The organism is Nostoc sp. CENA543 (assembly GCF_002896875.1).
Taxonomy (GTDB): domain Bacteria; phylum Cyanobacteriota; class Cyanobacteriia; order Cyanobacteriales; family Nostocaceae; genus Trichormus.
Map to the genome: position 1 here is coordinate 5,166,860 of NZ_CP023278.1, position 26,162 is coordinate 5,193,021.

Below are 26,162 nucleotides of genomic sequence, written 5' to 3' on the forward strand. Positions count from 1 at the left end.
CTCTTGCGGTAATCCTCCCAGCACAAGTTGAGCCGCATAACTATATTATTATACGGAAACTTTATACTAAAGGTTTTTGGAGTTGCGATCGCAGTGCTTGTGCTGTATCTATAACTACACCTGAATAATCTCGACTCACTAAGACTGGTTCATTGTTTGATTGTATATCTGGCCACAATAACCAACGGCTACCTTGAGGTAAAGAAGATATACTGAGAGGATTCTGGGTGAGCCAAATCAGGGGATGCTGTTCGTCATAATCGCTGATATCTTCGTGATATTGGGTGGCGGCTAGAGTTTCTAAAACTGAGCGATCGCCTCTGACTAATCCTGTGGCGGCTGTTAATAGTTGCACCTGTAATTGCTGATGCTGTGCGTAAAAATACATTGATGCTGCGGCAATTACAGCTTGCTCAAAATTGTCCGCTTCCCAATTACCAGCAGTATCTAAAGCAATAATTACTTGCTGTCCACTGGTAATCATTTCTAATTCGCGCACACGTAACTCACCATAGCGCGCACTAGTCCGCCAGTGAATCAAGCGGGTGGGGTCGCCAATGCGATAGGGACGCAGCGATCGCACTAATCCCGATGTGGCTGTTTGCAAAGGTCTACCATGATACTCATTCCTTTGACTTTCTTCTTCCCCGATTTCATCCACGAGGGGACAAGCACTCAAGGTTAAAACCGTGGGATACACAATAGCTGTTGCTTCACAGTGGTGCTGACGACGCGACCAAAATAAACCTAAAGGCGCGCCTGTCGCCAATTCAACAGAGTGCCAGCGATAAATGCCCCGCTTTTCGGTAGGGTGATAATATACCCAACGGTAAGTTTCTCTGCTAGCAATAGTTTCAATACCGTGTTTCATGGGTTTTCCCAGCACAAACGGTAAGATATCTTCAACCTGCAATAAAGTGACAGATTGCTTAGTGGGGTTATAGATTTCTAATTCTAAAGTTAATTCATCCCCAGCCGAGACAGGTGAAATCTGACGACGAGTCACAGATAGACCAACAAGCGATCGCGATGCTAAAAATGCAGCTATCCCCAATAAAGCCAGAGTTACGCCACTAATAGCGTAAAGCCAACCAGCCATCGTATTAATCGCCGCACCAAAAAAACAAACAGCAATTCCTGCTAACACCCAACCGGCGTATGTGGGGGAACTAGCATGAATTTCTAACCAATTAGTGATGAGTTTGATGATTTTCATGTTTCTTTTTTAACTCATCACTAGGGGGATTGGGGATTGGGGATTGGGGACTGGGGATTGGGGATTGGGGACTGGGGATTGGGGACAAGGAAGACAAGGTAGGAGGGGAGAAAAACTAATGACTAATGACTAATGACTAATGACTATTGACTATTGACTAATGACTAATGACTATTGACTAATGACTAATGACTATTGACTATTGACTAATGACTAATGACTAATGACTATTGACAATGACTATTGACTATTGACTATTAACAATGACTACAGACAAATTCGATAACTTCCTTGAGTCCTTGTTGGGTTTTTAGGTTGGTGAAAATAAAGGGTTTATCACCACGCATTTTTTTCGCGTCTCGTTCCATGACGCTTAAGTCTGCGCCTACGTAGGGTGCGAGGTCGGTTTTGTTAATTACTAGTAAATCGGATTTTGTAATACCGGGGCCGCCTTTGCGGGGGATTTTATCACCGGCGGCGACATCAATCACGTAAATTGTGAGATCTACTAATTCAGGACTGAAGGTAGCGGCTAAATTATCACCACCGCTTTCTAAAAAGACTAAATCTAATTGCTTAAAACGCTGTTCTAGTTGTTCAATGGCTGCTAAATTCATAGAAGCATCTTCCCGAATGGCAGTGTGGGGACAACCTCCGGTTTCTACTCCCAAAATGCGATCGCTAGCTAAGGCTTGAGAACGTACCAAAAACTGAGCATCTTCTTGAGTATAAATATCATTTGTCACTACAGCAATTTGATAGCGATCGCGCAGTGCTTTACACATTGCATCCACTAAAGCTGTTTTCCCTGAACCAACTGGCCCTGCTACCCCTACTCGAAATGTATTCATAAGTCAATAAAAATCAATTATTAATTCATAATTATTCAGTCTGAATTTGTTCTATTTTCTGCCTAACTAAGCTATCCACTTCTGCAATTTCTGCTGGTGATTGAGGCATCGCAAATGTTTCAGTGGTTGCTCCTGCTGTGAAACGATCAACAAAAGCATAAAACGCCGCTTGATCGTTTGGATGAGCAACTACATAAGCCCTTAGTTCAGCTTTTGTCATTTTGTTAAAGTCAGTTTTCACTATATAAATCTCCAACGACCATTGCGATATATCTCTATTTGTATATTATCTCCTGCCAAAATAAAGACATTACCTGTTCGCTCATCTAGACGCACAATAAAAATAGGCTTAAAAGTATTTGTTAGAGATTGGCACAGTGTAACGCACATAATGCCTTGTTCAGAAGTTGGTAAAATTGTCCCACCTCAATCAAATAGTCTGGTATCAGATTAGCAGGTTTACACTTGACTAAAGTATGCTCAACTTCTAAACAGCCTTGTGTATTGTGTTTCATGCTGCATACTAGCTAAAGATAAACCCCAACTACAACAACTCAAATCATCATCTTCTAAATCCATTATTTCCATTGTGGCAACACTGACTAATGGTTGTAAATTGAGTAATATTTCTTGTCCGGCTGTTTGACCGAGGGGAATGATTTTAATTCCAGCCGTAATTAAATTAGTTGCCCAGCTATGCAGATATGCTAATAAAGCGGCTTGTGGATCAATTTGCCAATGGGTAGCCGCTAGAGCAAAAGCGATCGCATAATTACAAGGATTACCCACAGCATGAGCTAAATCAGATATTTGCGGTTGTAGTTTCACCAGTAATTGTAGAAGCGATCGCCCCATTTGCCAGCTAGAATTACGTAATTCCTGGGTTTCTCGCGCCGCCGATAACCATAAATTCCAATAGCGTAATTTCTCTAAATCCCCTTGATTTACAGCCTCATATATTCTCACAATCATTGCTGTTTCTAGACGAATCGCCCCATAACGCAGTTCGGCTTCTAACCAATGCTGTAGACTTTCTTGATCAGTAATTGTGCCATTTTCTACTAGAGTTTCTAATCCTTCGGAGTAGCTGTATGCTCCCACCGGCAAAGCAGAACTCGCTATTTGCAATAGGTGTAACAAATGACTATGAGTGAGAGTGATGGTGTCCATAAGCACCTAATTCTGGTTGAAATGGGACAATTTCTTCCGTAATTTCTAGCCCCATCTGTGCTAACAGGGTACGTAAAACGGGGTCTGGAGATAGGCGTAAATAGTTGGGGGTAATTTCTACAGGTACGTGACGATTCCCTAAATGGTAAGCTGCCCGCATTAATAAAAGTGGAGTAGCAGCGACGACCGTAAACACTGGTTCTGGTTTAGCGGCTATTCTCATCAGACTACCATTAGTTTCATCTTGCAAAATATCTCCATCCCACAACACCGTCCCTCTAGGTAAGCGCAGAAATACTACCTGACCATCTTCTGTTTCAAAACGGTGACGGCTGCGAGTGCGTTCTTCGGCGGTGAGTTGCAAGGTCAACGCGACCTTTATTTCTGGGTTTGGTGGTTTACGTTGCGTCAACGTCAGCATAATTCGTAATTCGTAATTCGTAATTACGATACAAGAAAATAGGGAGGAGAAACTATCAATTCCCACTCCCTAGTGTTCTACCATCCAAAAATTTAGGGACTTCCAACTAAAAAAATATACAATCGCTGTGGTGGGCAGGGGGCAGGGAGCAGGGGGAAAAATCAAAATCTTCTCTCAGAAATTGGATAATTTATTTTCTGGAAGTCCCTTAATTTTGAGCAAGTTTGAGAGCGCAATTAGAAACGTAGTCTCCCCCTGCTCCTCCGCTCCCTGCTCTCTACCTCTTTTAAGTCCATTCCAACCAACCTTGATAACCGGTGACAATGCGATTCCCATCTTTGAGGATGTGGACTTCGATTTGGTCACTAGCCCAAGTAATTTTGTCAGCAAAGGCAGGGTTGAGGACGTGAACTTTTTGATTACGGGAAGAAACGGGGGAATCTGGCGAATTAATGGCTAAATTTTGGACAAACGGCCCATCTATTAAAATATCTAGTTGTGCTAAGAGTTCTTGAGAACCTGGAGGCGCGGAGGGTGATTGTAGTTCCTTGAGAGTAAAGCCTGTAAAGGACATGACATTAAGACCCGCAGCTTTGAGTTTACGTGCTAACTCAGCCAAAGCGGATGCCTGCCAAAAGGGTTCTCCACCAGAGAATGTTACGCCTGTATTTTTGGGTTTGCTTAAAATTTGCTCGACTAAACTATCAACACTGACTAGTTGATTAATTTCAAATGTCCAGGAATCGGGATTAAAACAGCCGGGACATTCACGAGGACACCCTTGTACCCAAACAACTGCACGACAACCAGGGCCATTCACTTCTGATTCATCAATGTAGCCCATGATGTTGAGATAGCCGGAGGGAATTTCTGAATGAATGGATGGGTTGGTTAGCTTAGTTTCCATCTATGTTTATTCCTTTCAACAGTTAACTATGACAAAGCTATCGGGACGCAACGCACAGGAATTTTAGTTGTAGTCTGGATGGCATCAGCTAAAATACTGAGGACATCAGCACTAACACATGGGAGTTGGCGAAAATCACCACAGCCGGATTTAACTGCATTATTCCCCCTAGCATCCAACTGACGCACTAAAGCGCGGGGTCGAGATGGAACATTGAGATGAATTTCATCAGGACGAAGACGCTGTAACAGTTGGATGTAATCTTCTAGCATTTCTGTTGTCCAGGGAGACAAAACCATTGTTTGGATAGCGAGGGTTCCTGAATATTCCCGCCGCAATTTGACAATACCTGCCAAAATATCAGGTAGATTTATTGTCTCTACAGGTCGATTAATACGCTGCCATTGATGTGACGAAATTGCATCTAGTTTCACGGCGACGATATCAGCAAATCGCAAGGCTTGGCGTACCATGCGATCGCCTAAAAGTGTACTGTTAGTTAATACTATCGTGGGTAAGCGGGTTAACTGTTTGGCGATCGCTAAAATTTCCTCTAAATTTAAGGCTAAAGTTGGTTCGCCACTACCACTAATTGTCACTACATCGATTTGCTCATAGGATGCAAGCGATCGCAATTCCTCCGCGATGCTGCTTGTAGGAACAAAAATTTGGCGTTGCAGAGTCTGGACTTCCATCTGTCCTAATTGACAATAGATGCAATTAAATGAACAAGTTGATACTTCCCCAATAGGATCAATACCTAGCGACTGACCAAATCGCCAAGATTTGACAGGCCCGTAGACAAAGGAACGATGGGAATTTTGTGCAGACTCTATGGCGTTCATATTCGTCCTCTCGCTGGAGTGGCGATCGTCTAGCTTTTACCATCTAAAATCTATCGCGAGAAGATGAGGAACTTGTGAAGAATTGACACTCCCCTGTTTATAACATGGGAGATTCTTGAGTCAACCAACGTCAGGATTATAATCAAGACTGACGCAAAAATAACGTAACTCCGTCATTACGAGCGATAGCGTAGTAATCTCCCCTGATGCTGGGATTGCTTCCCTAAACTTCACTCCGGTCGCAATGACATTATTGACGTTGCGTAAGTCCTAATAATTTTCGGCTCTCCCCGCTCCCTTCCCTACCCCCTTGCCTAAATAGTAATGGGATATTTTTAGTTAGAAGTCTCCTGCTCACTATTTTCTCTTAAGATTTACCCATTTCCTTTTAATCACGAATAAGTGATTTTAGGGATGTGTTTGTAGCAAGCGCGAGTTATATTTAAGCATAAGTGATTAATTGTATAAGTAATTTATTGGCTTTCAGATTACGCAATCTCACTGTAAAGCATAGGTATTTAAGTTTTAAATATGATGGAAATTCAACTAAGATACTAAAAAACTTGTCCATAAATTATCATAATATGAAACTGATTAATGACACAATTAAGATTCTCTTAATTGACGATGAAGTAGCTACTTATAATTCCTTATTAAATATTTTTGCTTCTGAGAATTATCAAATTGAAAGATTATCCTTCCAGCAATTAGACAACAATTCTGTATTAGATTTTATTCCAGATTTAATTATTATAGATATTTCTATAGCTCGACTCCATTATAATTTAGTTAATAAAAAGTTAAAATTTAAAGATGAAAAATTAGATGTACCAGTTATCGTACTAGTCCTTATAGAAGAAATTAACCTAGATTTTGAGCAACTAAAAATAAACTTTGCTGACTACCTGATTAAACCATTCAGAACCCAGGAAGTTTTAATTAAAGTTAAAAATCAACTCAAAATTCAAAAACTAAGAAAAGAATTATTTGCCGAAAGAAAAAAGAGCCAAAATTTAGTTGCAGAGATAGCACGAAAAAATCAACAAATAGAATCTATATGTAATATTAGTTACCCGGAAAATGGGCATAAAAATCATGATAAGCTCAAAACTCCAACAGTTGATGCGATCAAATTATGTAGCTATAACACAGTATTAAGTAGACTCACAAAACATCAGTCTCTATCTCAAGGAAATTTATCTGCTGCTTTTGGCGAAGTCACAGAAGCAGGAGCGATCAATATTGGTGTCGAAAGAGCTAGTATTTGGGTAACAGAAACAACATATAATCAAATTCATTGCTTGGATTTATTTGAGAAAACAACCCACAAACACAGTTCAGGCTTAACATTATCGGCTGGTGAATATCCCGCATATTTTCAAGCTTTGCAGCAAAACGAAGTGATAGCGATCGCCGATTTAGTTTCCCAAGATCCACGCATACAGGAACTATCTTCAACTTACTTCATTCCCTGCAATATCACGTCCATCCTATATATTCCTATCCGTCTGGGAGAGAAAACAGTAGGGGTATTTTGTTTAGAATCAGTAGGTGTAGTTCATCATTGGACAGAAGAAGACCAAAACTTTGCCCGTGCTTTAAGTAATTTAGTTTCTCTAGCATTAGAAGCCAGAGAACGCCAACGAGCTGAAGCTGCACATCGCACTTCCGAGAAGAAGTTAGCCTCAGCCTTTCGCGCCTCACCAGACCCCATTGCCTTGTGTACTTTTCCTGAAGGACGCTACATAGAGGTGAATGATAGTTTTTGTCGATTCTTTGGTTATACTCGCGCCCAGATAATCGGTAACACTAATGCAGAGTTGAAAATCTGGATAAATCCCCAAGAATGTCATTTTCTTTCCCAAATCCTCAAACAAACAAAAACTTTACGCAACCATGAGGTTGATTTTCGCGCTTGTAGCGGTGAAATTAAGACGGTGCTGCTGAGTGCAGAAGTAATCGAAATCGATGGGCAGAAAATTGTCTTGGCTACTGCTAAAGATATTACGGAACGCAAGCAAGCGGAAAACGAAAGCCGCCTATTGTTGTTGACTACCCAAGCCATTACCCGTGCCATAGATGTCAGAAGTGCTTTGACGTTGGTTTTGCGGCTGATTTGTCAAACCATCGGTTGGGACTTTGGCGAAGCATGGATACCCAGTGATGACGGTAGTGTTTTAGAGCATAGTTTAGTTTGTCACTGTGAAGAAAGCCGCCTCGAAGAATTTTGCGATCGCAATCAAACTCTCACCTTTACAATGGGCATGGGACTACCGGGACGAGTCTGGGAAACAAAAAGACCAGAGTGGATTGAAGATGTTTCCCTGGTCAACCAGTCAAAATTTTTACGCTCTTTTCAGGCTGCTCAAGTCGGTTTCAAAGCTGGTTTTGCTGTGCCGATTCTGGCAGGACGGGAAGTAGTAGCTGTTTTAGTATTTTTTAAACGCACTGCTATGTCAGTAGATAAGCGATTACTGATGTTAGTGGGGACTGTAGCTACCCAACTAGGTAGTTTAATTCAACAGCAAATGATCGAAGCCGCCCACAGAAAAAGCGAAGAAAGATTACAACTAGCTTTATCAGCGAGTGAATTGGGATTGTGGGATTGGAATATCCAAACAGGTAAAATTTATTGTGATTGGAAATGGCGAGATGTACTAGGGTACACAGAATCCGAGATTGATCCACATCAGCTTGTGAGAAAACAGTTAATTCATCCTGAAGACTGGCGCGCCCTCAAATCATCCATTCAAGACCATCTAGAAGGGATAACATCTGTATACGAGATGGAATTTCGGATGCGTTCCCCCTCTGGGGAATGGAAATGGATACAGTCTCGCGGCCAAATTGTAGAGCGCGATGAACAGGGTATACCGTTACGGATGACTGGTACTAATAAAGACATTACAGAGCGCAAAACTCTAGAAAAACAATTAAAACTGCGGGAAGCCAGACTCAACGCCTTTTTTAGTGGTGCGCCCGTAGGTATGAACATCCTTGACCACAAAATGCGCTTGGTGCAGATTAATGACTTGATGGCAGATATTTATGGTAAACCATCAAAAGACCTCATCGGCAAAACACTCAGAGAAATCGCTCCTCATATTGACCCACTATTAACACCTTTTTGTCGGCAGGTATTATCAACTGGGGAAGCAATTTTAAATCGGGAACTCAGTATTACTGCTCATGATGTGCCTAATGGTCTGCGTCATTTTTTGGTTTCTTATTTTCCCATTCCTGGTGAAGATAACAGCCCCTCTGGTGTAGGTACCGTCATGTTGGAAATTAGTGGACTCAAACGTGCAGAGACCGCCTTGAGGGAAAGTATAGAACGAGAAAGAGCGATCGCTCAAGTAATTCAAAGGATGCGCCAAACCTTAGATTTGGAAACTATTTTTACCGCCACCACCGCAGAATTACGGCAAGTATTGAATTGCGATCGCGTTGTTGTCTATCGCTTCCATCCTGATTGGAGTGGCGAATTTGTTGCTGAATCCGTTGGTATGGGTTGGACTTCACTCATGGAATTACATCAACAAAGTCCCAATCTCACCAAAGATGCCTTGAGAAATGGTAAATGTCTCCAGAAAATGCTGGATACTCAAGACATTCATTTGCAAGATCATTACATACCAGCCACAGCCAGCACCAGCTTTTGTTGTGTCTCAGATATCTACCAAGCGGGTTTAAATCCTGACTACATCAGTCTCTTAGAAAATTTCCAAGCCAAAGCCTACGTTATCGTCCCCATCTTATGTGGTAATCAACTTTGGGGATTATTAGCCAGCTATCAAAATTCTACTGCTCGTCAGTGGAAGACGGGAGAAATCAACATTGTAGTGCAGATTGGCAACCAGTTGGGAGTAGCTTTACAACAGGCACAACTACTAGCGCAAACTCAACAACAATCACAAGCTTTACAAGCTGCTGTCACAGCCGCAGACACCGCCAACCGAGCCAAAAGCGAATTTTTAGCCAACATGAGCCATGAATTGCGAACACCCTTAAACGCAATTTTGGGATTTACGCAACTGATGAGTCATGACAACAGCCTCTCCTCTGATCATCAACAGAATTTAGCGATCATTAACCGCGCCGGAGAACATCTGCTCAATCTCATCAACGACATTTTAGAAATGTCGAAAATCGAAGCTGGCAGAACTACCTTAAATCTCAACAGTTTTGATTTAATTCGGATGTTAAATAATGTCCAAGAGATGTTACAAATTCGGGCAACCGGCAAAAATCTGAATTTGGTATTTGAATATGCTCCTAACTTGCCAAAATATATCAAAACTGACGAAAGCAAACTACGTCAAGTTCTACTCAATATTGTCGGCAATGCCATCAAGTTTACATCGGCTGGCAGTGTGACTCTGCGCGTTAGTTTAGGAACTAACGACTGGGAACTCACAGCACAACAGCCGAAAGAAAAAAATACCATTCCCAATGTCCGCCTGATTTTTGAAGTCCAAGATACTGGCATAGGGATTGCCTCTCAAGAACTAGAATTATTATTTGAAGCCTTTGGGCAAACTGAAAGCGGCAGACAATCACAACAGGGGACAGGATTAGGATTGGCAATTAGTCGCAAATATGTGCAGATGATGGGGGGAGAGATTCATGTAAATAGTAATTTGGGACGAGGAAGTCAATTTACCTTTGATATTCAAGTCGGGGTGGTTCTCCCCTCTGAGATACCCGTCTCATCAGTATCTCGTTGGGTGATAGGTTTAGCACCACAGCAAGAACAGTATCGCATTTTAGTTGTGGATGACATCCCAGATAGTCGTTTACTATTAGTGAAACTCCTCTCATCTGTTGGTTTTACTGTCAAGGAAGCTGCTAACGGCAAAGAAGCTGTTATTTTGTGGGAAACATGGCATCCCCACCTAATTTTCATGGATATGCGAATGCCTGTCATGGATGGCTATCAAGCTACTCATTTGATTCGCTCTTTGGAGTTAAAACAACAAAAAGAATGCTCTATCATGTCCATGACTACGGTAGGAGTAAGTACAAAAAAAACTGACTTCAAGTTGAAGAAATCTTTGACGGAAGTTTGTGTCAATCATCAACCAATTTCTAGTTCATGCCATCCCCAAACAATTATTATTGCCCTGACTGCTAACGCCTTTGAAGAACAACGAGAGGCAATAGTTCAAGCTGGTTGTGATGATCTGATTAACAAACCTTTCCAGAAAGCGCAAATTCTCGAAAAGCTTAATCAGTATTTAGGTGTACGCTATCTTTATCAAGAAGATATCCATCAACAATTTAATATTCAATCGTCTTCAGAAAAATTACTCAATACTGATGATGTCTTAGATTCACTATTGAAAATGCCCCAAACATGGGTAGCAGACATATATCAAGCTGCTGCCCAAGGTAGTGATGATTTGATTTTAGATTTAATTCATCAAATGCCTACTACAAATTCGCTATTACAAGAATGTTTAAGTTGTTTAGCGAGTAATTTTCAGTTTGAAAGAATTATGGCATTAACTCATGATGTGGGCAACAGAAAAAAGAGAGAAATCGGCACAGACGTTTCCCCCGTAGACGCGCCAGCATCTTGCCGGAGGCACTCAAATGTACCTGCGGCAAACCGTCAAGGAGTACGGAATAATAGGGAATAGGGAATAGGGAATGGGGCATAGTTTCCCTCTTACTGTCACCTTTTTTTAGAATTAAGTAGCCATCATAAATTGTGTACACAAGAAAACCTGAAAAAGTCTTTCCCTTACACCCCTATACCCTTATACCCCTATACCCTTTGTCAAGAAAGTGACTGTCTCTAAGGTTGAATTTAATAATTTCCATAGCTGCAAATCGGTAAAGTCTGGAATTGCCATAAATGCACCAAATTTTTGCAATTCTTGAGGATCATGGGTAGAAGCAATACCAATAGTACGAATACCAGCCGCCACTGCTGCACGAATACCTGAAGGGGAATCCTCTAAAGCATAAGCTTGTTCTGCGGCAATTCCCAACTGCTCTAAAGCCACTTGATAGGGTATTGGTTCGGGTTTTGCGGCTGTGCAGTCTTCTGCAATGACAATTGTATGAAAAATATTTTTGATGTTTAAAAGCTCTAGCATAAACTCTACATTTGCTCTAGGGGCATTTGTAACTAAAGCTCGTTTTAATTGATGTGTCTTTGTCCAATCTACTAGTTCAGTAAAGCCAGGCAATGGTTTAAGATGGTAAGCAAGTTGACGAAATATTGCTTCTTTTTCATCAGCAAACTCTTGACTTGCTGCTGGTGATAAATTTGGCAAAATATCCTCGATAATTTCTGGATTTAATCGCCCACTAATTCTAGATTTATAAAATGCTTCATCAATTGCAATGCCATAATTTAACAACATTTTTCGCCATACTTGGTAGTGTATGGGGTCAGTGTTCACAATAGTGCCGTCTAAATCAAAAAGAATTGCAGCAAGCATAATTTGGGGTTCAATGTAAATAATTGTTAATTTAACATCAACAGTTTACATTGTTTTAGGTGTATTGCGCGCTGACTTGGGACAGGTAGTATTGTTGAGAGATTTTGCAATAGCTTATGAATCTAGGCTTTTAATCCAAAATCTGTAGCTAAAAACTAAAATCGGATGATTTCTGCTGATAATTATCGCCACCATTCTACTGACAGCAAATGATAGCCACCACAAAAGTTTTTCATGTCGATCGCCTGGCAGTACAGGTTTACCAATCGGAGTCAGATATGGCTCAAGATGTGGCCATGATTGCCCAAAAGCATTTACAGTCAGTTCTCCAATATCAGGAAAAGGCTGCGGTTTTATTAGCAACAGGTAATTCTCAACTGAAATTTTTAGAGGCTTTGATTGGTTTAGGTGGTGTAGACTGGTCAAGAATTACTTTATTTCATCTAGATGAATATTTAGGCATTAATGCAGATCATCCTGCAAGTTTTCGGCACTATATGCGAGAACGAGTAGAAAAGCGGGTATCTCCCCACCAATTTCACTATATTGCAGGTGATACTTTAGAGCCATTGACAGAATGCGATCGCTACACCAAACTACTCCAAGCACAACCTATTAACCTATGTTGTCTGGGCATAGGTGAAAATGGACACTTAGCTTTTAATGATCCTTCTGTAGCTAACTTTCAAGATCCTTACAGTGTCAAAATAGTCAAATTAGACGCGGCTAATCGTCAACAACAAGTAAATACAGGACAATTTCCCCATCTAGATAATGTGCCTCAGTATGCTTTTACTGTCACCTTACCTTTGATTTGTTCTGCTCAAAAAATCCTTTGTCTCGCACCAGAACAACGCAAAGCCCAAATAGTAAAAAGAATGTTGTCTGGTTCAATTAGTACAGATTGTCCTGCGTCTATTTTGCGTCAACAATCACAAGCAACTTTATTTTTAGACGCTAATTCTGCGGGGTTAGTCATTAGTCATTAGTCATTAGTCATTAGTCATTAGTCATTAGTCATTAGTCATTAGTCAGCACCGACTAAACGACACGCTACTGCTAACAAAACTCAGCACCGGCTAAACGCCGCGCTACCGCTAACAGCACTCAGCACTCAGCACTCATTACTCATCCTAAATCTCTACTACAAAAAGCCTACACCACAGACCACCGCACCCATCTTGATACTTCGTCTTCTACTATGAAAACTTGCTTTTGTGAATTAGCAGTTTCAGTTACAATAACTCTTAAGGTAGTTATATCAACATTATTGGCTAGTGAATTGCCGTAACCAACTACTTTACCTAAATGCCCCGTTTTTTGATTTAGTACGTAATCTCCAATGGAGAACATAACAGCACTTCAACATTGCAAAATATATCTCCTATACCCAATTAATTTTCTGTGAGAATAAAAATAAAAACTTCATACTTCTAGAGAGTTTAATTTGTCACTTGGGAAATATTCTAGAGATGATTCATCTCTTACTAAAGATAGAAGAGATATCTGAAAAACTATTATTTTACTGTTAATTTTTTCTCTTTTCAGATATGTCGCATGACTTCGGCTATTGACCAAGCTTGTGCTACTGCACCTCTGGGATAATGTGGTGGTTCGCCATCAAAAATTTCGGAAATAGAACCAATACAAGCATCATGCCATAGGTGATCTAACAAAGGTTGCCAACTAAAAGGTATTGGTTGTTCTGGGAGAAAACGTTGCCAACCACGAATAAAAGCACCAATTAACCAAGTCCAAACAGTGCCTTGATGGTAAGCGCGATCGCGTTTCTGACTATTACCGAAACATCTACCAATATATTCTGGATCTGCTGGGTCAAGACTGCGAAGACCATAAGGTGTTAACAAGCGATCAGTGGCTAATTCTAATATTTGACGGCCTTGGGATGGTAAAAACCCACAATGATGTAAGGACACTGCTAATACTGCATTAGGACGAATTTGGGCGTTGCGGCGATCGTCAAAGTCGATGGTGTCGTATAAATAACCTAGTTGTGGATTCCAGAATTTTTGTAGAGAAGTTTTTACTTGTTGTGCTTGTTGGGCATAACGCTTACCTTGATTGGCTAAACGTACTTTATCGCCTGTTTCTAGTTGGCTTAAGTGTTCTGCCCATTGACTCATCCAGCATAAAGCTGAATACCATAAGGCATTGATTTCAACGGGTTTACCGGAACGGGGTGTGATGGGTTGTCCCTCGACTACAGCGTCCATCCAAGTCAAGGCTACTCCTGGTGCATCCCAACCCAATAGCCCATCTGTCGCATCTACTTGGATGTTATAACGTGTACCACCGATAAATGCTTTATGAATTTGCTGTACTACGGAAAACTGTGCAGCTAAAAATTGCCAGTCTTGGGTAGCTTCGAGATAAAGTCCTAGAGTTTCAATCCACCACAAAGCTGCATCAATACAATTGTATGCTGGCTCAGTGTCTGTATCTGGGAAAGTATTGGGGATAAGACCATGACGACAATAACGCCCAAAAGTTTGCAGGAGATTTTTGGCTAACTCAAAACGTCCAGTTACTAAGGTTAACCCAGGTAAAGCAATTAAGGTATCTCTTCCCCAATCATTAAACCAGTGATAACCAGCCATCACCGTAGGGTTTGCAATGGAAGCCCGATAAACAATAAATTGATCACTGGCTTTGAGTAATTGTTGCCAAGTTTTGGTACTAGGGGGAAACAGAGGAGACAAGGGAGACAAGGTATAATTTTTTGCTTGTCCACCTTGTCCCTTTATCCCAGATTCCCAACTGCCAATCTGGGATAGTCGCTCCTGTTCTGCTTCTACTGCTTCTGCAAAGGTGTCCGGGGTTAGGGAATCTATTGATTGTTCAGGGAAACCTATACGAGCTTCTAGGGTGACGGCATCTCCTGGTTTGAGAATTACTGTTAGATAACCTGGGCTAAACAGGTCTTCGCGATCGCCTAGTCCTCGTTGTGTCTCTTCGGGAAATTCGTAATTCCAGTACCATACGGGATCTGCTCGATATTCCCCCTGTGTCCAGCGCAATCGCCAAGGTGTACCAAAGCCATCATTACTCATGGCTTGTAAGTAGATTTGCCGATAACCGAGTAACTGTGAAAATTGTAAGTCGGAACTCTGAGTCTGTTGACTATGAAAATTGCGATCGGCAATCAGCAATCTCAGCCTTAAAATCGCGGTTTCTCTACCTTCATAGCGATATTGAATTAACAGGCGATGACTAACTAAAGAGTCTTGAAGATTTCCGCTATTGTGGCTAGTTTCTAACCCATAAGGCATAATTAATTGTCTACTCAGTTGCCAATCTTGTTCCCCCCAAATCCATTTAGGAACGGGGTTAATATCGAAGGAGTGCAGCAGTTTGTAGCCAGTTGGCTCGATATTACCTGTACCCCAAATATTTGTCCCTAGTGGCACAACTTTTTTTGAGACTTCCAGGCTAGCTTCTAGGTGGGAGAACAATAGGGTTCGCCCATTCGGTGGATTTGTCGCCGCAAATAGCCAACCGTGATAAGTTCGGGTGCGGACATCCGCAACAGTACCACTGGCAAAACTACCTAAGCCATTGGTTAATAACCATTCTCTTGTATCTAAATCAACCATTTGCTACTCAAAATCGTTATGACTATGATATAGTCGTAACAGATCGTAATCAAACTGTGAGCAAGCGTGGATGGGTAAGATTTACCTGACCCCAACTCCAACGCTAGTAAACGGATATAAGTTGAAGGAGATAATAGTAAATGTCCATCACTTACGGAATAGAAGGAAGCCTCCGCGTTGGTCAACAAGCTCCCGATTTTACCGCAACAGCTGTAGCGGATCAGGAATTCAAAACAATCAAACTTTCCGACTATCGTGGAAAGTATGTTGTTCTGTTCTTCTACCCCCTAGACTTTACCTTTGTTTGCCCCACTGAGATCACAGCATTTAGCGATCGCTACGAAGAATTTAGTAAACTTAACACTGAAGTTCTGGGTGTTTCCGTTGATAGTGAATTCTCTCACCTAGCTTGGATTCAAACAGATCGCAAGTCTGGCGGTGTTGGCGACCTCAACTATCCCCTAGTTTCCGACATTAAAAAAGAAATTAGTGCCGCTTACAACGTATTAGACCCAGCAGCAGGTATTGCTTTGCGTGGTCTATATATCATTGACAAAGATGGTATCATTCAACACGCTACCATTAACAACCTCGCTTTTGGTCGTAGCGTTGATGAAACATTGCGGACATTGCAAGCAATTCAGTATGTGCAGTCTCACCCAGATGAAGTTTGCCCTGCGGGTTGGCAACCTGGTGATAAAACCATGAACCCTGATCCAGTCAAGTCCAAAGTTTACTTCTCTGCCGTTTAATCAGCATCATAATTTTAGATTTTAGATTTTGGATTCTGTTAATCATCTCAATCTGAAATCAAGAACTAAAAGCGATGACGCTGGCTTTAGCGGTTGTAGAAACTAAAACTCAAAAATCATCCATACCACAGATGAACACACATATACACGAGATATAAAATCAGTGTTAGATGGAGTGTTGATCTGTGGTTTTATAATTTTGTAGCTTGCTTCCCGTAGGGTATTTTGAATTTCCTATGCTGACATCAACAGATTTTAGTGGCTTATTTAATGAACGCTTTTTGCGGAATTTTCTCCCGATTCCAGCTAGTAACGAATTGAGACTGGAAATTGGAACACCAGATTTTCAATTACCAGACATTACGAATGGAAAGCTGGTTAAACTATCGGATTATCGAGGTAAACAACCCGTCTTATTAGCGTTTACCAGAATTTTTACAGAAAAACAATACTGCCCATTTTGTTTTCCTCACATCAAAGCTTTAAACGAAAATTATGAGCAATTTCAACAGCGTGATATAGAAGTTTTACTAATTACTAGTACCGATGAAAAACAAAGTCAAATAGTTGTGAGAGATTTAGGCTTAAAAATGCCATTACTGAGTGATTCTAGTTGCCGAGTATTTCGCACCTATCGAGTAGGACAAGCTTTAGGCGCACCTCTACCTGCTCAATTTGTCTTAGATAAAAATGGCAAACTCCGCTACAAACATTTATTTTCCTTCCTAGACCATAACGCTACCGTAGAAACGTTACTATCACAATTTGATTAAGATTTAGGGAAAACACTGTTTCTTCTCGTACAATCCTATACCTCTGCATCACCGTATTTTTCAAGAGAAAACCCCTTTCCCCCTACTGATTAGCTTGTAAGAGCAATCCCTTGAGTTGATTTTCCAGCCACTCCACGCGCTAAAAATCCTGAAATATCGGTTTCTGGGATTGATTTCAGTATCCACTCATTTAACAAACCCAGTATAAATACAGATTTATTAAAGACATCAACTCAACTAGACTAAACAGTTGTGTATACCTTCTAGCGGCAAAGGAGGTCTTAAAGCTGATTCGGAAACGCTTTTTCGTGCCACACTGGTGAACTAAATTTTAAAGACTACATCTTCATACCAGCGATCGCATCCGTGTAATCTTCGGAAATCACGGAATTTCCATAGAAAAAACAGCATCAAGATGATAAGTAATACTGGCTTGACATAAGTGTCAAAATGCACTTTACTTACCTTAAGTGTTTACTATGGTGTTAATATGCAGTAGCTTGATTTATGGAGAATATCTATAGCTGGTATAGATAACTTCATGAAGAGTTAACAATCTTAACAAAGTAACTAAAGTAAATTGAAAATAAGTGAATTACAATGAAGCGGAAAATTTGTGGCTAAATAAGGTTAAATGCGGCTCAAATGTAGATTATTTCTAGGTTTTAGTCTTGATTAAGCTTAGGATTTAAGCTTTTCTCAAATTTGGGTATTTTACTGATTTGGCGATAAATTCTCTGAAACACTGCACTTGGCTTTGCTGGATGGTAGCCAACTTTGTGCAGATATTGTCCTGCAAATATTGGCTAAAGTTCAGATCAAAGTGAATATCAAAATATTGATATTAACTATCAGTATTTACGAATTCGTGTTCCTTAGATTACTGGTGTAATATTATGCTACACCAAGTAGATTTTGTTGTCAAACAAACTTTTGTGACAAAACCTATGACTTTAAAACAAATTAAGACAAAGAGAAGACGGGGTGTGATTTTATCTCCCAGAGGATTGCAAAGATTAAAAGATGCAATGCTATCTTGGGAGATATTAGAAAATCATGGCGATCGCATCACACTTGATCAACTATCACAGCAGACAAATCTTTCTGCTAAAACTCTCAGCCGATTATGGTCTGCAAATAAAGGTGTAGATCAAAAAACCCTGAAATTATGTTTTAATGCTTTCAACTTAGATTTACAAAAAGAAGACTACATCTTTATCCAAGAAGACAATGAAATAGAGTCTCTGGATTTTCTATCAGATAGTTCGTATCTAGAAACAGAACGTTTATCTACATGGTCATATCCAGATGGCCCAGTCCCGTTAAATTCCACCTTATATATTGAACGTCCACCGGTAGAAGAGTTAATTTACCGTGAAGTCACTCAACCTGGTTGCGTCATTCGGATTCGTTCCCCTAGACAGATGGGGAAAACATCTTTGGTACTGCGGCTTTTAGATTTTGCCGAAACACAAGGATATCACACAGTTAATTTAAGTTGTTCCCAAATTGATGATCAATGTTTAACCAACTTGAATAAATTGTTGCGTTGTCTTTGTCATCAAATTGCGACAAAATTAGGGATTGAACCCAATATTGATAATAAATGGGATGAAGAAGTAGGATATAAACTAGTTTGTAGCTTTTACTTGCAAAATTATATTCTCAAGCAGATTAACAATCCGATAGTTTTGGTATTGAGTGAAGTTGATCACTTTTTTGCATACCCTCATATAGCTCAAGAGTTTTTTGCTTTATTACGTTCCTGGTGTGAGGAAGCACGACAAAATCGGCTATGGCAAAATTTGCGTCTAGTCGTGGTTTACTCAACAGAAAAGTATGTTTCTCTAGATATTAACCATTCTCCATTTAATATTGGATTGCCGATTCGACTCAATGAATTTACTCATCAACAAGTAGAAGAATTAGCCAGAAGATATGGGTTAAAGTGGGGTGTGGGGAAAGAATCTTTACAGTTAATGTCTCTGATTGGTGGTCATCCAGCCCTGATACAGCTAGCCTTGTATTATCTCAGTTCTGGGACTATGAGTTTAACAGAGTTAATTAAAGATGCGATCGCCAACGGTGGTATATACCGTCATCATTTACAATGCCACTGGATCAAACTACAAGCTAATCCGCATCTGATCAGAACCTACACAGAACTAGTATCAACGAAACAAGGTGTAGTCCTTGATCCTATGGACACTTACAAACTAGAGAGTTTAGGATTAATTACTTTTGAAGGCGATCGCGTTTTACCTCGTTGTGAATTATATCGCACCTATTTTGCTAGACAAATATCCACACTGGGTTTACAAAGTTTGTCTTATGTGAATCTGAGCTAACAATTCAGTGATTTGTCAGTATCAGTCATTTGTACTCATTCATCAAACTTCCTAGTTTCATGATGGATTTTTGGCTACTCTACATTACCCAATAAAATCGCACTATAGGAGTTTGAAAGCCTTAGCTTTTTCCTAAAAAATTCTTGTTTCCAAAATACACTCAACATCATAACTTTTACTTTGTTGGGCATACAAATTTCTGCTCACAAGGAAATAGGAATTTGATTCTAGTTCCCTCCTTTTTCAAGGGAGGGTAATTCGACGTGTAAGTAATTCTAAATGCTATATATTTATTGAAAGTGATACATCAAATTTACCCTTTTTAAAAAAATGGGGATATTGAGGAAAATTAGTTGATTCAATAGCAATTTTTGACAATAAGGTTAGGTAACAAAAAGGCTAGATAATGCTAGCAGCTAATCATATAGATAATCTATATAAAACACAACGACAGATAGGACAATTAGAAAAAAAATTGGGTTAAATAATAACTAAATAAGACATTTAGAACATTTAAGTAATTTTGCCAAAATGACCAAGCAACGGCAAAAAAAATATTTGATGGTGATATGCTGGGGAGATATTACTTGTTCTCAAGGGTGAAATTTCTCTCCTATTTAAAATGCCTCAAGTAACATGAAATACCAAGTTGGCGGCAGTCTTCATAGTGATGATCCTAGCTATGTTATTCGTCAGGCAGATAAAGAACTCTATACCAGCCTCAAAGCTGGTGATTTTTGTTACGTCTTTAATTCCCGCCAAATGGGAAAATCTTCTCTATTACATCGCACTAGAGAGCTTTTGACCAAAGAAGGATATAGTTGTGTTTACATAGATGTGACGCGCTTAGGTAGTGAAGATACAACTACTGAACAATGGTACAAGGGAATTATTATCAGTCTTTTTTATGGCTTTAATTTAGCTGAAAAAGTCAATTTCAAGGAATGGTGGGAAATGCAAACAGGTCTTTCCCCCATTCAAAAACTCAATCAGTTTTTAGAAGAAATCGTCCTATCTCAGCAACAAAGCCAGCGTATCTTTATCTTCATTGATGAGATTGATAGCTTATTAAGCTTGAGTTTTTCTACAAGTGATTTTTTTGCTTGGATTCGTCACTGCTATAATCAAAGAGCGCATGATGTCAAATTTCAACGCTTAAGTTTTGCCATCTTTGGGGTAGTGAGTCCATCTGATTTAATTACCGATAAACGGCGCACACCTTTTAATATTGGGACAGCAATTCAGTTATACGGTTTCAAAGTAGATGAAGCCACACCTTTACTGCAAGGTTTAGAACCTGTCATCAGTCAACCGCAGGCAGTATTAGAAAAAATTATTGCCTGGACTGGTGGACAACCTTTTTTAACTCAAAAACTTTGTCAATTAGTTGTCCAAACTGCTTGGCAAGCACCCCACAAAAAAATTGATTTACCACCAGCGACAGCCGGCTATTGGGTAGAGCAGCTAGTACAAAAGTACATTATCCAGCACTGGGAAGCCAAAGACGAACCAGAACATTTGCGGACAATTCGCGATCGCCTCCTCTTTGATGAACAACGAGCTGGGAGGTTATTGGGGATTTATCAGCAGATATTACAAGCCGAGATGGGAAGTCTACCTGTAGCCATCAACGACAGTCGAGAACAAACAGAACTATTACTATCTGGTTTAGTAGAAAAACACAATGGCTATCTCAAAATCAAAAATCCCATTTATCAGTACGTTTTCGATGCTTTATGGGTAACTAGACAATTAGATAATCTGCGTCCTTACTCACAAATTTTTAATGCTTGGGTAGCATCAGGTTATAAAGATGAGTCACGGTTATTGCGGGGAAAGGCTCTCAAAGATGCTCAAAACTGGTCACTGGGAAAAAGTCTCAGTGATTTAGATTATCGGTTTCTCAGTGCGAGTCAAGAATATGAGCAACTGACAAACCAAACAGCAATGGAAGCAGCACAGGCCAAAGAAGCAGCAGTGAGACTAGCAAAGGAAAAAAAAACTGCTCAATTCCAAAGATGGCTGCTCATTGGAATGTTGATTAAGTTAGTCACTTCTATCGCTTTGGCTATTGGCATTTATATTTTGTATCGCCAATCCCAAAAAAGCGAAGTTCAAGCTAAAACTAGCGAAATTCGCGCCTTAATCTCCGCATCCGAAGGGATGTTTGCCTCTAATCGCAGGTTAGATTCCCTGGTAGCCGCAATCAAAGCCCAAAAAAGACTCGAAAAACTAGAAGCACCCAATGCCAAAATTGAACATCAAGTCAAAGATGTCTTACAACAGGCAGTTTATGGTGCAGATGAATACAATCGGTTTGCCGGCCACACAGCAGCTGTCATGGCAGTAGATATCAGTCCTGATAGTAGTTTGATCGCTTCAGCCAGTATGGATAAAACTATCAGACTTTGGCGGCGTGATGGTACAGCTGTGGCGACTCTCAAAGATCATCAAGGCGCAGTTAGAGCAGTTAAATTTAGTCCTGATGGCCAGTTTCTCGCCTCAGCCAGTGAAGATGGTACTGTGAAACTCTGGAAGCGGGGAGATACAGACGCACAGTGGCTGGTGACTCGCAGCTTTAAAGGTCACACTGCTTCCGTTTGGGGAGTCGCCTTTAGTCCCGATGGTCAATTTTTAGTCTCTACTGGTTGGGATCGCACAGTCAGACTGTGGCAGCAAGATGGTAAACTCCTGAAAACATTTGCAGGCTACAAATGGGGCTTTTGGGGAGTAGCATTTAGTCCCGATGGTAAAACTATTGCAGCCGCCAATCTAGATGGAACGGTAAAACTTTGGCAACGAGACACCACAGGCTGGCAAAACTCCCAACTCCTGCAAGTTCTCTTAGGTCATCAAGCTTGGGTTCAAGGAGTAGCATTTAGTCCCGACGGTCAAACCCTAGCTTCCGCCAGCGAAGATAAAACAGTAAAACTGTGGCGACGTAACCGCCAAGATGGTAACTATCGCCTAGATAAAACTCTGCAAGGTCATACGGCGGGAATTGTAGGAGTGGCATTTAGTCCCGACGGTCAAACTATTGTTTCTGCTAGTCTCGATAAAACGATGAAGTTGTGGGATATCGACGGTACAGAACTCAGGACACTCAGAGGACATAACGCTTCCGTTTGGGGAGTGAGTGTTAGCCGTGATGGTAGGTTTATTGCTTCGGCGGGTGCAGAAAATCTCGTCCGACTCTGGCAAAGTCAAAATCCCTTTCAAACCAGTGTAATTGCCCATAGTGCGGGAATGTGGTCAATTGATATTACTGCCGACAGTTCTAGCATTGCGACAGCCAGCCACGAAAACGTTGCGAAATTTTGGAGTCGTCAAGGCAAATTACTGCAAACATTGACGGAAAAAAGTGTAATTTTCGATATTTCATTTAGTGAAGATGGTCAGTTAGTGGCATTGTTTGCAGATGACGCTACAGTGAAAATCCGACGGCGAAATGGTAGTTCTGTTGCTAATTACAAAGACACCAATGGTAAAATCACAGATGCCGCTATCAGTCCCAATGGTCAAGCGATCGCGATTGCTAATGTCGAAAAAATCGCTCAAATATGGCAACGTGATCAACCAAAATCGCGCATTCTCCAAGGACATCAAGCCGAAGTTTGGCAGGTTGTCTTTAGTCCTGATGGAAAAATGCTAGCTTCAGCCAGTGCTGATGGTACAGCTAAAGTTTGGACAATAGAAGGTAAATTACTCGCCACCTTGAGGGGACATTCCGCTAGTGTGTGGAGAGTTGCCTTTAGTCCTGACAGTAAAATGGTAGCCACAGGTAGTGGTGACAATACTGTCAAGTTATGGACAGTAGATGGAAAGTTATTGCAAACATTCATCGGTCACACCGCCGCAGTCTGGGGTGTAGGGTTTAGTCCAGATGGTAAAATGATAGCCTCTGGGAGTGTGGATGCTACCATCAAACTTTGGCGACTAGATGGTACAGAAATTACCACGCTTCGGGGTCATACCGCCGCCATTCGCAAAATTGCCGTCAGCCGTGATGGTACTTTTGTAGCCTCTGGGGGTGATGATAACACCTTAATTATTTGGAATTTGCCTGCTATTCTCAAACTCAATGCCCTAGCTGATGGTTGCGCTCTGGTAGACGATTATCTGAGAACTAATATAACAGTGGAAGAAGGCGATCGCTCCCTTTGTCAAAACGGCCAGTAGCTTTATAGGCAAGGGAGCAGGGGGTAGGGAGCAGGGGAGACAAGGTAGACAAGGTAGACAAGGTAGAATTTCTTACCCAGTCCCCAGTCCCTAGTTATTCTTAAATTTTGAATTTTGAATTTTGAATTTTGAATTTTGAATTTTGAATTTTGAATTGATAAGTCCCTATTCCAACAACAAACTACACAACTCTTCAATCATCTGGCTATTTTGAGCAATCATCTGGTGAGCTGTAGCTTGTAGCTGACGAACATTTTGTAGTGTGGTGTTATCTATTTCTTCTAATTCCGCATCTAAAAATGTTTGAAATCGGTAATAACTAGTTTTAGCGTCTGGCTGACTAGGTGCAAACAACCTTTCTAATTGTCCTGCTACCACTTCACTACCACCATCAAACACTATATTTAACAGAGGTCTACCCCATTGTAATAATCCCCAGTTTTTGACTTCACTATAGGGGTAGGCACTTGTTAATGAACCTGTACCTAAAGAAACTACTAAAATATCTTCTAAATTCAGCACTCTATTTTCTAATCGCTTACTACTCATTTGCGCTTCTAAAATAGCCAAATGGGCTGGATTATTCGCAAACACACCCCCATCAACTAAATTATAAAAGCCGTTAGTATTGTGAGAAGTTACAATCCGATGGGGAGGAAAATAAGTGGGAGTCGAACTAGTAGCTAAGGCTGCATCTAAAAGCGAAAAACCTCTAGATAAATTGCGAAATTTCTTAGATTCTATCTGTTGTTTTTCCGGTTTGTTCGTAAAAAATATGGGAATCCGTTGTTCAATATCGTAACTAGTGACGAAAACTTCTTTGAGATTATTTTCTAGTAGCGCATCACCGAAATACTGTTTTAAAATTTCTTCTCTACTACTAGAAGCATATTTTGGTTGTAGAAATATATCTTCAATGGGGCCAAGTATTTTCTCAAATAATGGCTCATAAAAGATTTCCACACCATACTCTACAAATAGTTCTAACAAATCCTCCGCCGTATGTGCAGCTAGGGGTGAGTGATCAGATTCATTGATATTAACTTGAGGTTTAGTGAGTCCTAGTGCTAAAATTCCGCCACTGGAAGTCCCAGAAATTAAATCAAATAAACTAAATATCGGCTTTTGTGTACGTTTTTCAATTTCTGCGAGCAGGATAGCAGGAATAATACCGCGAATTCCACCCCCATCAATAGCCAGAATTTTATATTTGGGATGAGTTGTTGTATTCATGGTTGTTGGTGACTCCTGTGGTTGTGGTGTTGATACGGGTTGGCTTTCTGTTTCCTCGGATGTGAAATTGATGAGAGTTTGGCTGGTTGCGGTTTCTGCGTTAGCTGTTGCTGTGGGTTGTTGTTCTTCTTGTGGCGTTACTAATACAGTCGTTGCGGGAGTGGGAATATCTGCGGGAGAACTAATTGCTGTTTCAGTTTGAGGTTCCCTTTCTGGGGATGATGGGACTACAAATGGAATGCTTGCTAAACCCCAAATAGGACTACCGCGCAAAGTTCCATGATAGGAGTCTCCTAGATGATTTTTGACAGTTTTCCCTCCGCCTTCATCTAACTTCCAATAAGCTACTAATCCAGCTTCATCGCCAACTATTATTCCGGCTCGATGGGTTTGAATTTCTGCTTGATTACAGGCATAATTCCAAACACTAATACAAGCTAATTGCCCTGTGAAATATATGCGATTATGTAAAGTCGCACCCAAAGTAATGGGACTTGTCGCTTTATTTAAAGCTGTCCCTTGAAACGCATCAACATATTCATGATCATCAAGATATACAGTCAACTGACCTTGATTAAAAACAATAGCGAAAAAATGCCATTGGTTAATCGTTAATTCTCTATTACCAATTGTTCTGACAAATTTGCTAGCATTTTCATCAATATAGATGTCTAAATTACCTGCTTCACTAATACCGAATTCAAAATTATCACTGTATCTGTCTGAAGAACGGGCAAAAAATACATTGCGCGCCCCGTATGTGGTAGCTTTATTTGTAAGTTTGTGTGGGTTGATCCATCCTGAAATTGTCAAGGCTGAACTTCCCTCAGCAAAAACACCACCAAGGTCATTTCTACCAAAATCTATATAATCATCTTGACCATCAAATGTCAGAACTGATTGCTCAACTCCTTGATTTGTCACGATTTTTTAATCTCCAATTATTTAAGTGCAAGCACGGGAAGTATTAAATATTCGTCAATTGGTTAAATTTTACACCTTAATTTAAAAATAAATCCAATATAATTACAAGGATTCTATTAAATATTATCTGTTAGATAAGTTAATCAAAAAGGCTTAACGAAGTGACAAGACAGTTAAGCTATTTAAAGATAGATAAGAAGAAATTTAAACTGAATATAAGACAGTTAAGACATTTATAGGAATCTGGTTTTATTCCTAGTGGCGTGGCAAGGCTAAAATCGTGCATTAAATTTGATAAAAACGCAGATAAACGCGGATAAACGCAGATAAAATCGATTTTTTAATGCAGCATTTAAGGCTTGCCACGCTACTAAGTGTCTATTCAGAAATTAAGTAGGAATCCTATAAATTTAGTTCGTAGTAAGGACTTTAGTCCTGTTTTGTTCGCGGAGCGTCTCGTAGAGATAACTAAAGTTC

General features: G+C 40.4%; 18 protein-coding genes. 6 read left to right on the forward strand and 12 right to left on the reverse strand.

The window, feature by feature from the left end; translation table 11 throughout:
- Window positions 1-61: 61 nt before the first annotated feature.
- The 8 genes from CLI64_RS21570 to CLI64_RS21600 form a co-directional block, all read right to left on the reverse strand.
- Window positions 62-1,216: a DUF58 domain-containing protein gene (locus CLI64_RS21570; protein ID WP_103139136.1), complete on the reverse strand. Its 1,155-nt coding sequence runs from the start codon at window positions 1,214-1,216 to the stop codon at window positions 62-64.
- Window positions 1,217-1,473: 257 nt separating this feature from the next.
- On the reverse strand, window positions 1,474-2,067 hold the full coding sequence (gene ureG / locus CLI64_RS21575) for an urease accessory protein UreG (protein WP_103139137.1): 594 nt from the start codon (window positions 2,065-2,067) through the stop codon (window positions 1,474-1,476).
- A 31-nt stretch (window positions 2,068-2,098) separates the two neighbouring features.
- On the reverse strand, window positions 2,099-2,287 hold the full coding sequence (locus CLI64_RS21580; protein WP_192881743.1) for a hypothetical protein: 189 nt from the start codon (window positions 2,285-2,287) through the stop codon (window positions 2,099-2,101).
- A gap of 20 nt (window positions 2,288-2,307) precedes the next feature.
- Window positions 2,308-2,457, reverse strand: coding sequence for a hypothetical protein (locus tag CLI64_RS32215; protein ID WP_374703945.1), 150 nt, complete (start codon window positions 2,455-2,457; stop codon window positions 2,308-2,310).
- Window positions 2,458-2,547: 90 nt separating this feature from the next.
- The gene (locus CLI64_RS21585) at window positions 2,548-3,237 is read right to left on the reverse strand and encodes an urease accessory protein UreF (RefSeq protein ID WP_103139138.1); all 690 of its coding nucleotides are present in this window, start codon (window positions 3,235-3,237) and stop codon (window positions 2,548-2,550) included.
- Window positions 3,212-3,658 carry an urease accessory protein UreE gene (gene ureE / locus CLI64_RS21590; RefSeq protein ID WP_103139139.1) on the reverse strand — a complete coding sequence of 149 codons (447 nt, stop codon included), beginning with the start codon at window positions 3,656-3,658 and terminating at the stop codon, window positions 3,212-3,214. The genes CLI64_RS21585 and ureE overlap by 26 nt, the downstream gene beginning before the upstream one ends.
- Window positions 3,659-3,944: 286 nt before the next feature.
- Window positions 3,945-4,565 carry a 4Fe-4S single cluster domain-containing protein gene (locus CLI64_RS21595; RefSeq protein WP_103139140.1) on the reverse strand — a complete coding sequence of 207 codons (621 nt, stop codon included), beginning with the start codon at window positions 4,563-4,565 and terminating at the stop codon, window positions 3,945-3,947.
- A gap of 26 nt (window positions 4,566-4,591) precedes the next feature.
- Entirely contained in the window at window positions 4,592-5,410 is an 819-nt protein-coding gene (locus CLI64_RS21600) for a radical SAM protein (RefSeq protein WP_103139141.1), read from the reverse strand.
- 584 nt (window positions 5,411-5,994) lie between these two features.
- Here CLI64_RS21600 and CLI64_RS21605 point away from each other — a divergent pair.
- Window positions 5,995-11,052, forward strand: a complete 5,058-nt coding sequence (locus CLI64_RS21605) for a GAF domain-containing protein (protein WP_103139142.1) — start codon at window positions 5,995-5,997, stop codon at window positions 11,050-11,052.
- Between the two features lie 120 nt (window positions 11,053-11,172).
- On the opposite strand, the gene CLI64_RS21610 is transcribed toward CLI64_RS21605, so the two are convergent.
- Window positions 11,173-11,862, reverse strand: a complete 690-nt coding sequence (locus CLI64_RS21610; protein WP_103139143.1) for an HAD family phosphatase — start codon at window positions 11,860-11,862, stop codon at window positions 11,173-11,175.
- Window positions 11,863-12,071: 209 nt separating this feature from the next.
- Between CLI64_RS21610 and CLI64_RS21615 the strand changes: the two genes are divergently transcribed.
- A complete protein-coding gene (locus tag CLI64_RS21615; RefSeq protein ID WP_103139144.1) occupies window positions 12,072-12,851 on the forward strand; it encodes a glucosamine-6-phosphate deaminase in 780 nt (259 codons plus the stop codon).
- A gap of 166 nt (window positions 12,852-13,017) precedes the next feature.
- Here the strand turns inward: CLI64_RS21615 and CLI64_RS21620 are convergent, their stop codons facing one another.
- Together CLI64_RS21620 and CLI64_RS21625 are read right to left on the reverse strand one after the other, a co-directional pair.
- Window positions 13,018-13,215 (reverse strand): hypothetical protein, encoded by a 198-nt coding sequence (locus CLI64_RS21620; RefSeq protein ID WP_103139145.1) that lies wholly within the window; start codon window positions 13,213-13,215, stop codon window positions 13,018-13,020.
- Window positions 13,216-13,406: 191 nt separating this feature from the next.
- Window positions 13,407-15,476, reverse strand: a complete 2,070-nt coding sequence (locus tag CLI64_RS21625) for an amylo-alpha-1,6-glucosidase (protein WP_103139146.1) — start codon at window positions 15,474-15,476, stop codon at window positions 13,407-13,409.
- A 140-nt stretch (window positions 15,477-15,616) separates the two neighbouring features.
- Between CLI64_RS21625 and CLI64_RS21630 the strand changes: the two genes are divergently transcribed.
- From CLI64_RS21630 to CLI64_RS21645, 4 genes are all read left to right on the forward strand, one after another.
- Window positions 15,617-16,228 carry a peroxiredoxin gene (locus CLI64_RS21630; RefSeq protein ID WP_103139147.1) on the forward strand — a complete coding sequence of 204 codons (612 nt, stop codon included), beginning with the start codon at window positions 15,617-15,619 and terminating at the stop codon, window positions 16,226-16,228.
- Window positions 16,229-16,464: 236 nt separating this feature from the next.
- Complete coding sequence (locus CLI64_RS21635) at window positions 16,465-17,001, forward strand: peroxiredoxin (protein ID WP_103139148.1); 537 nt, start codon at window positions 16,465-16,467, stop codon at window positions 16,999-17,001.
- A gap of 947 nt (window positions 17,002-17,948) precedes the next feature.
- Window positions 17,949-19,349, forward strand: a complete 1,401-nt coding sequence (locus CLI64_RS21640) for an AAA-like domain-containing protein (RefSeq protein ID WP_103140826.1) — start codon at window positions 17,949-17,951, stop codon at window positions 19,347-19,349.
- Between the two features lie 636 nt (window positions 19,350-19,985).
- Window positions 19,986-23,528: an AAA-like domain-containing protein gene (locus CLI64_RS21645; protein WP_103139149.1), complete on the forward strand. Its 3,543-nt coding sequence runs from the start codon at window positions 19,986-19,988 to the stop codon at window positions 23,526-23,528.
- A gap of 165 nt (window positions 23,529-23,693) precedes the next feature.
- On the opposite strand, the gene CLI64_RS21650 is transcribed toward CLI64_RS21645, so the two are convergent.
- Entirely contained in the window at window positions 23,694-25,685 is a 1,992-nt protein-coding gene (locus tag CLI64_RS21650) for a patatin-like phospholipase family protein (protein ID WP_103139150.1), read from the reverse strand.
- Between the last annotated feature and the right edge of the window lie 477 nt (window positions 25,686-26,162).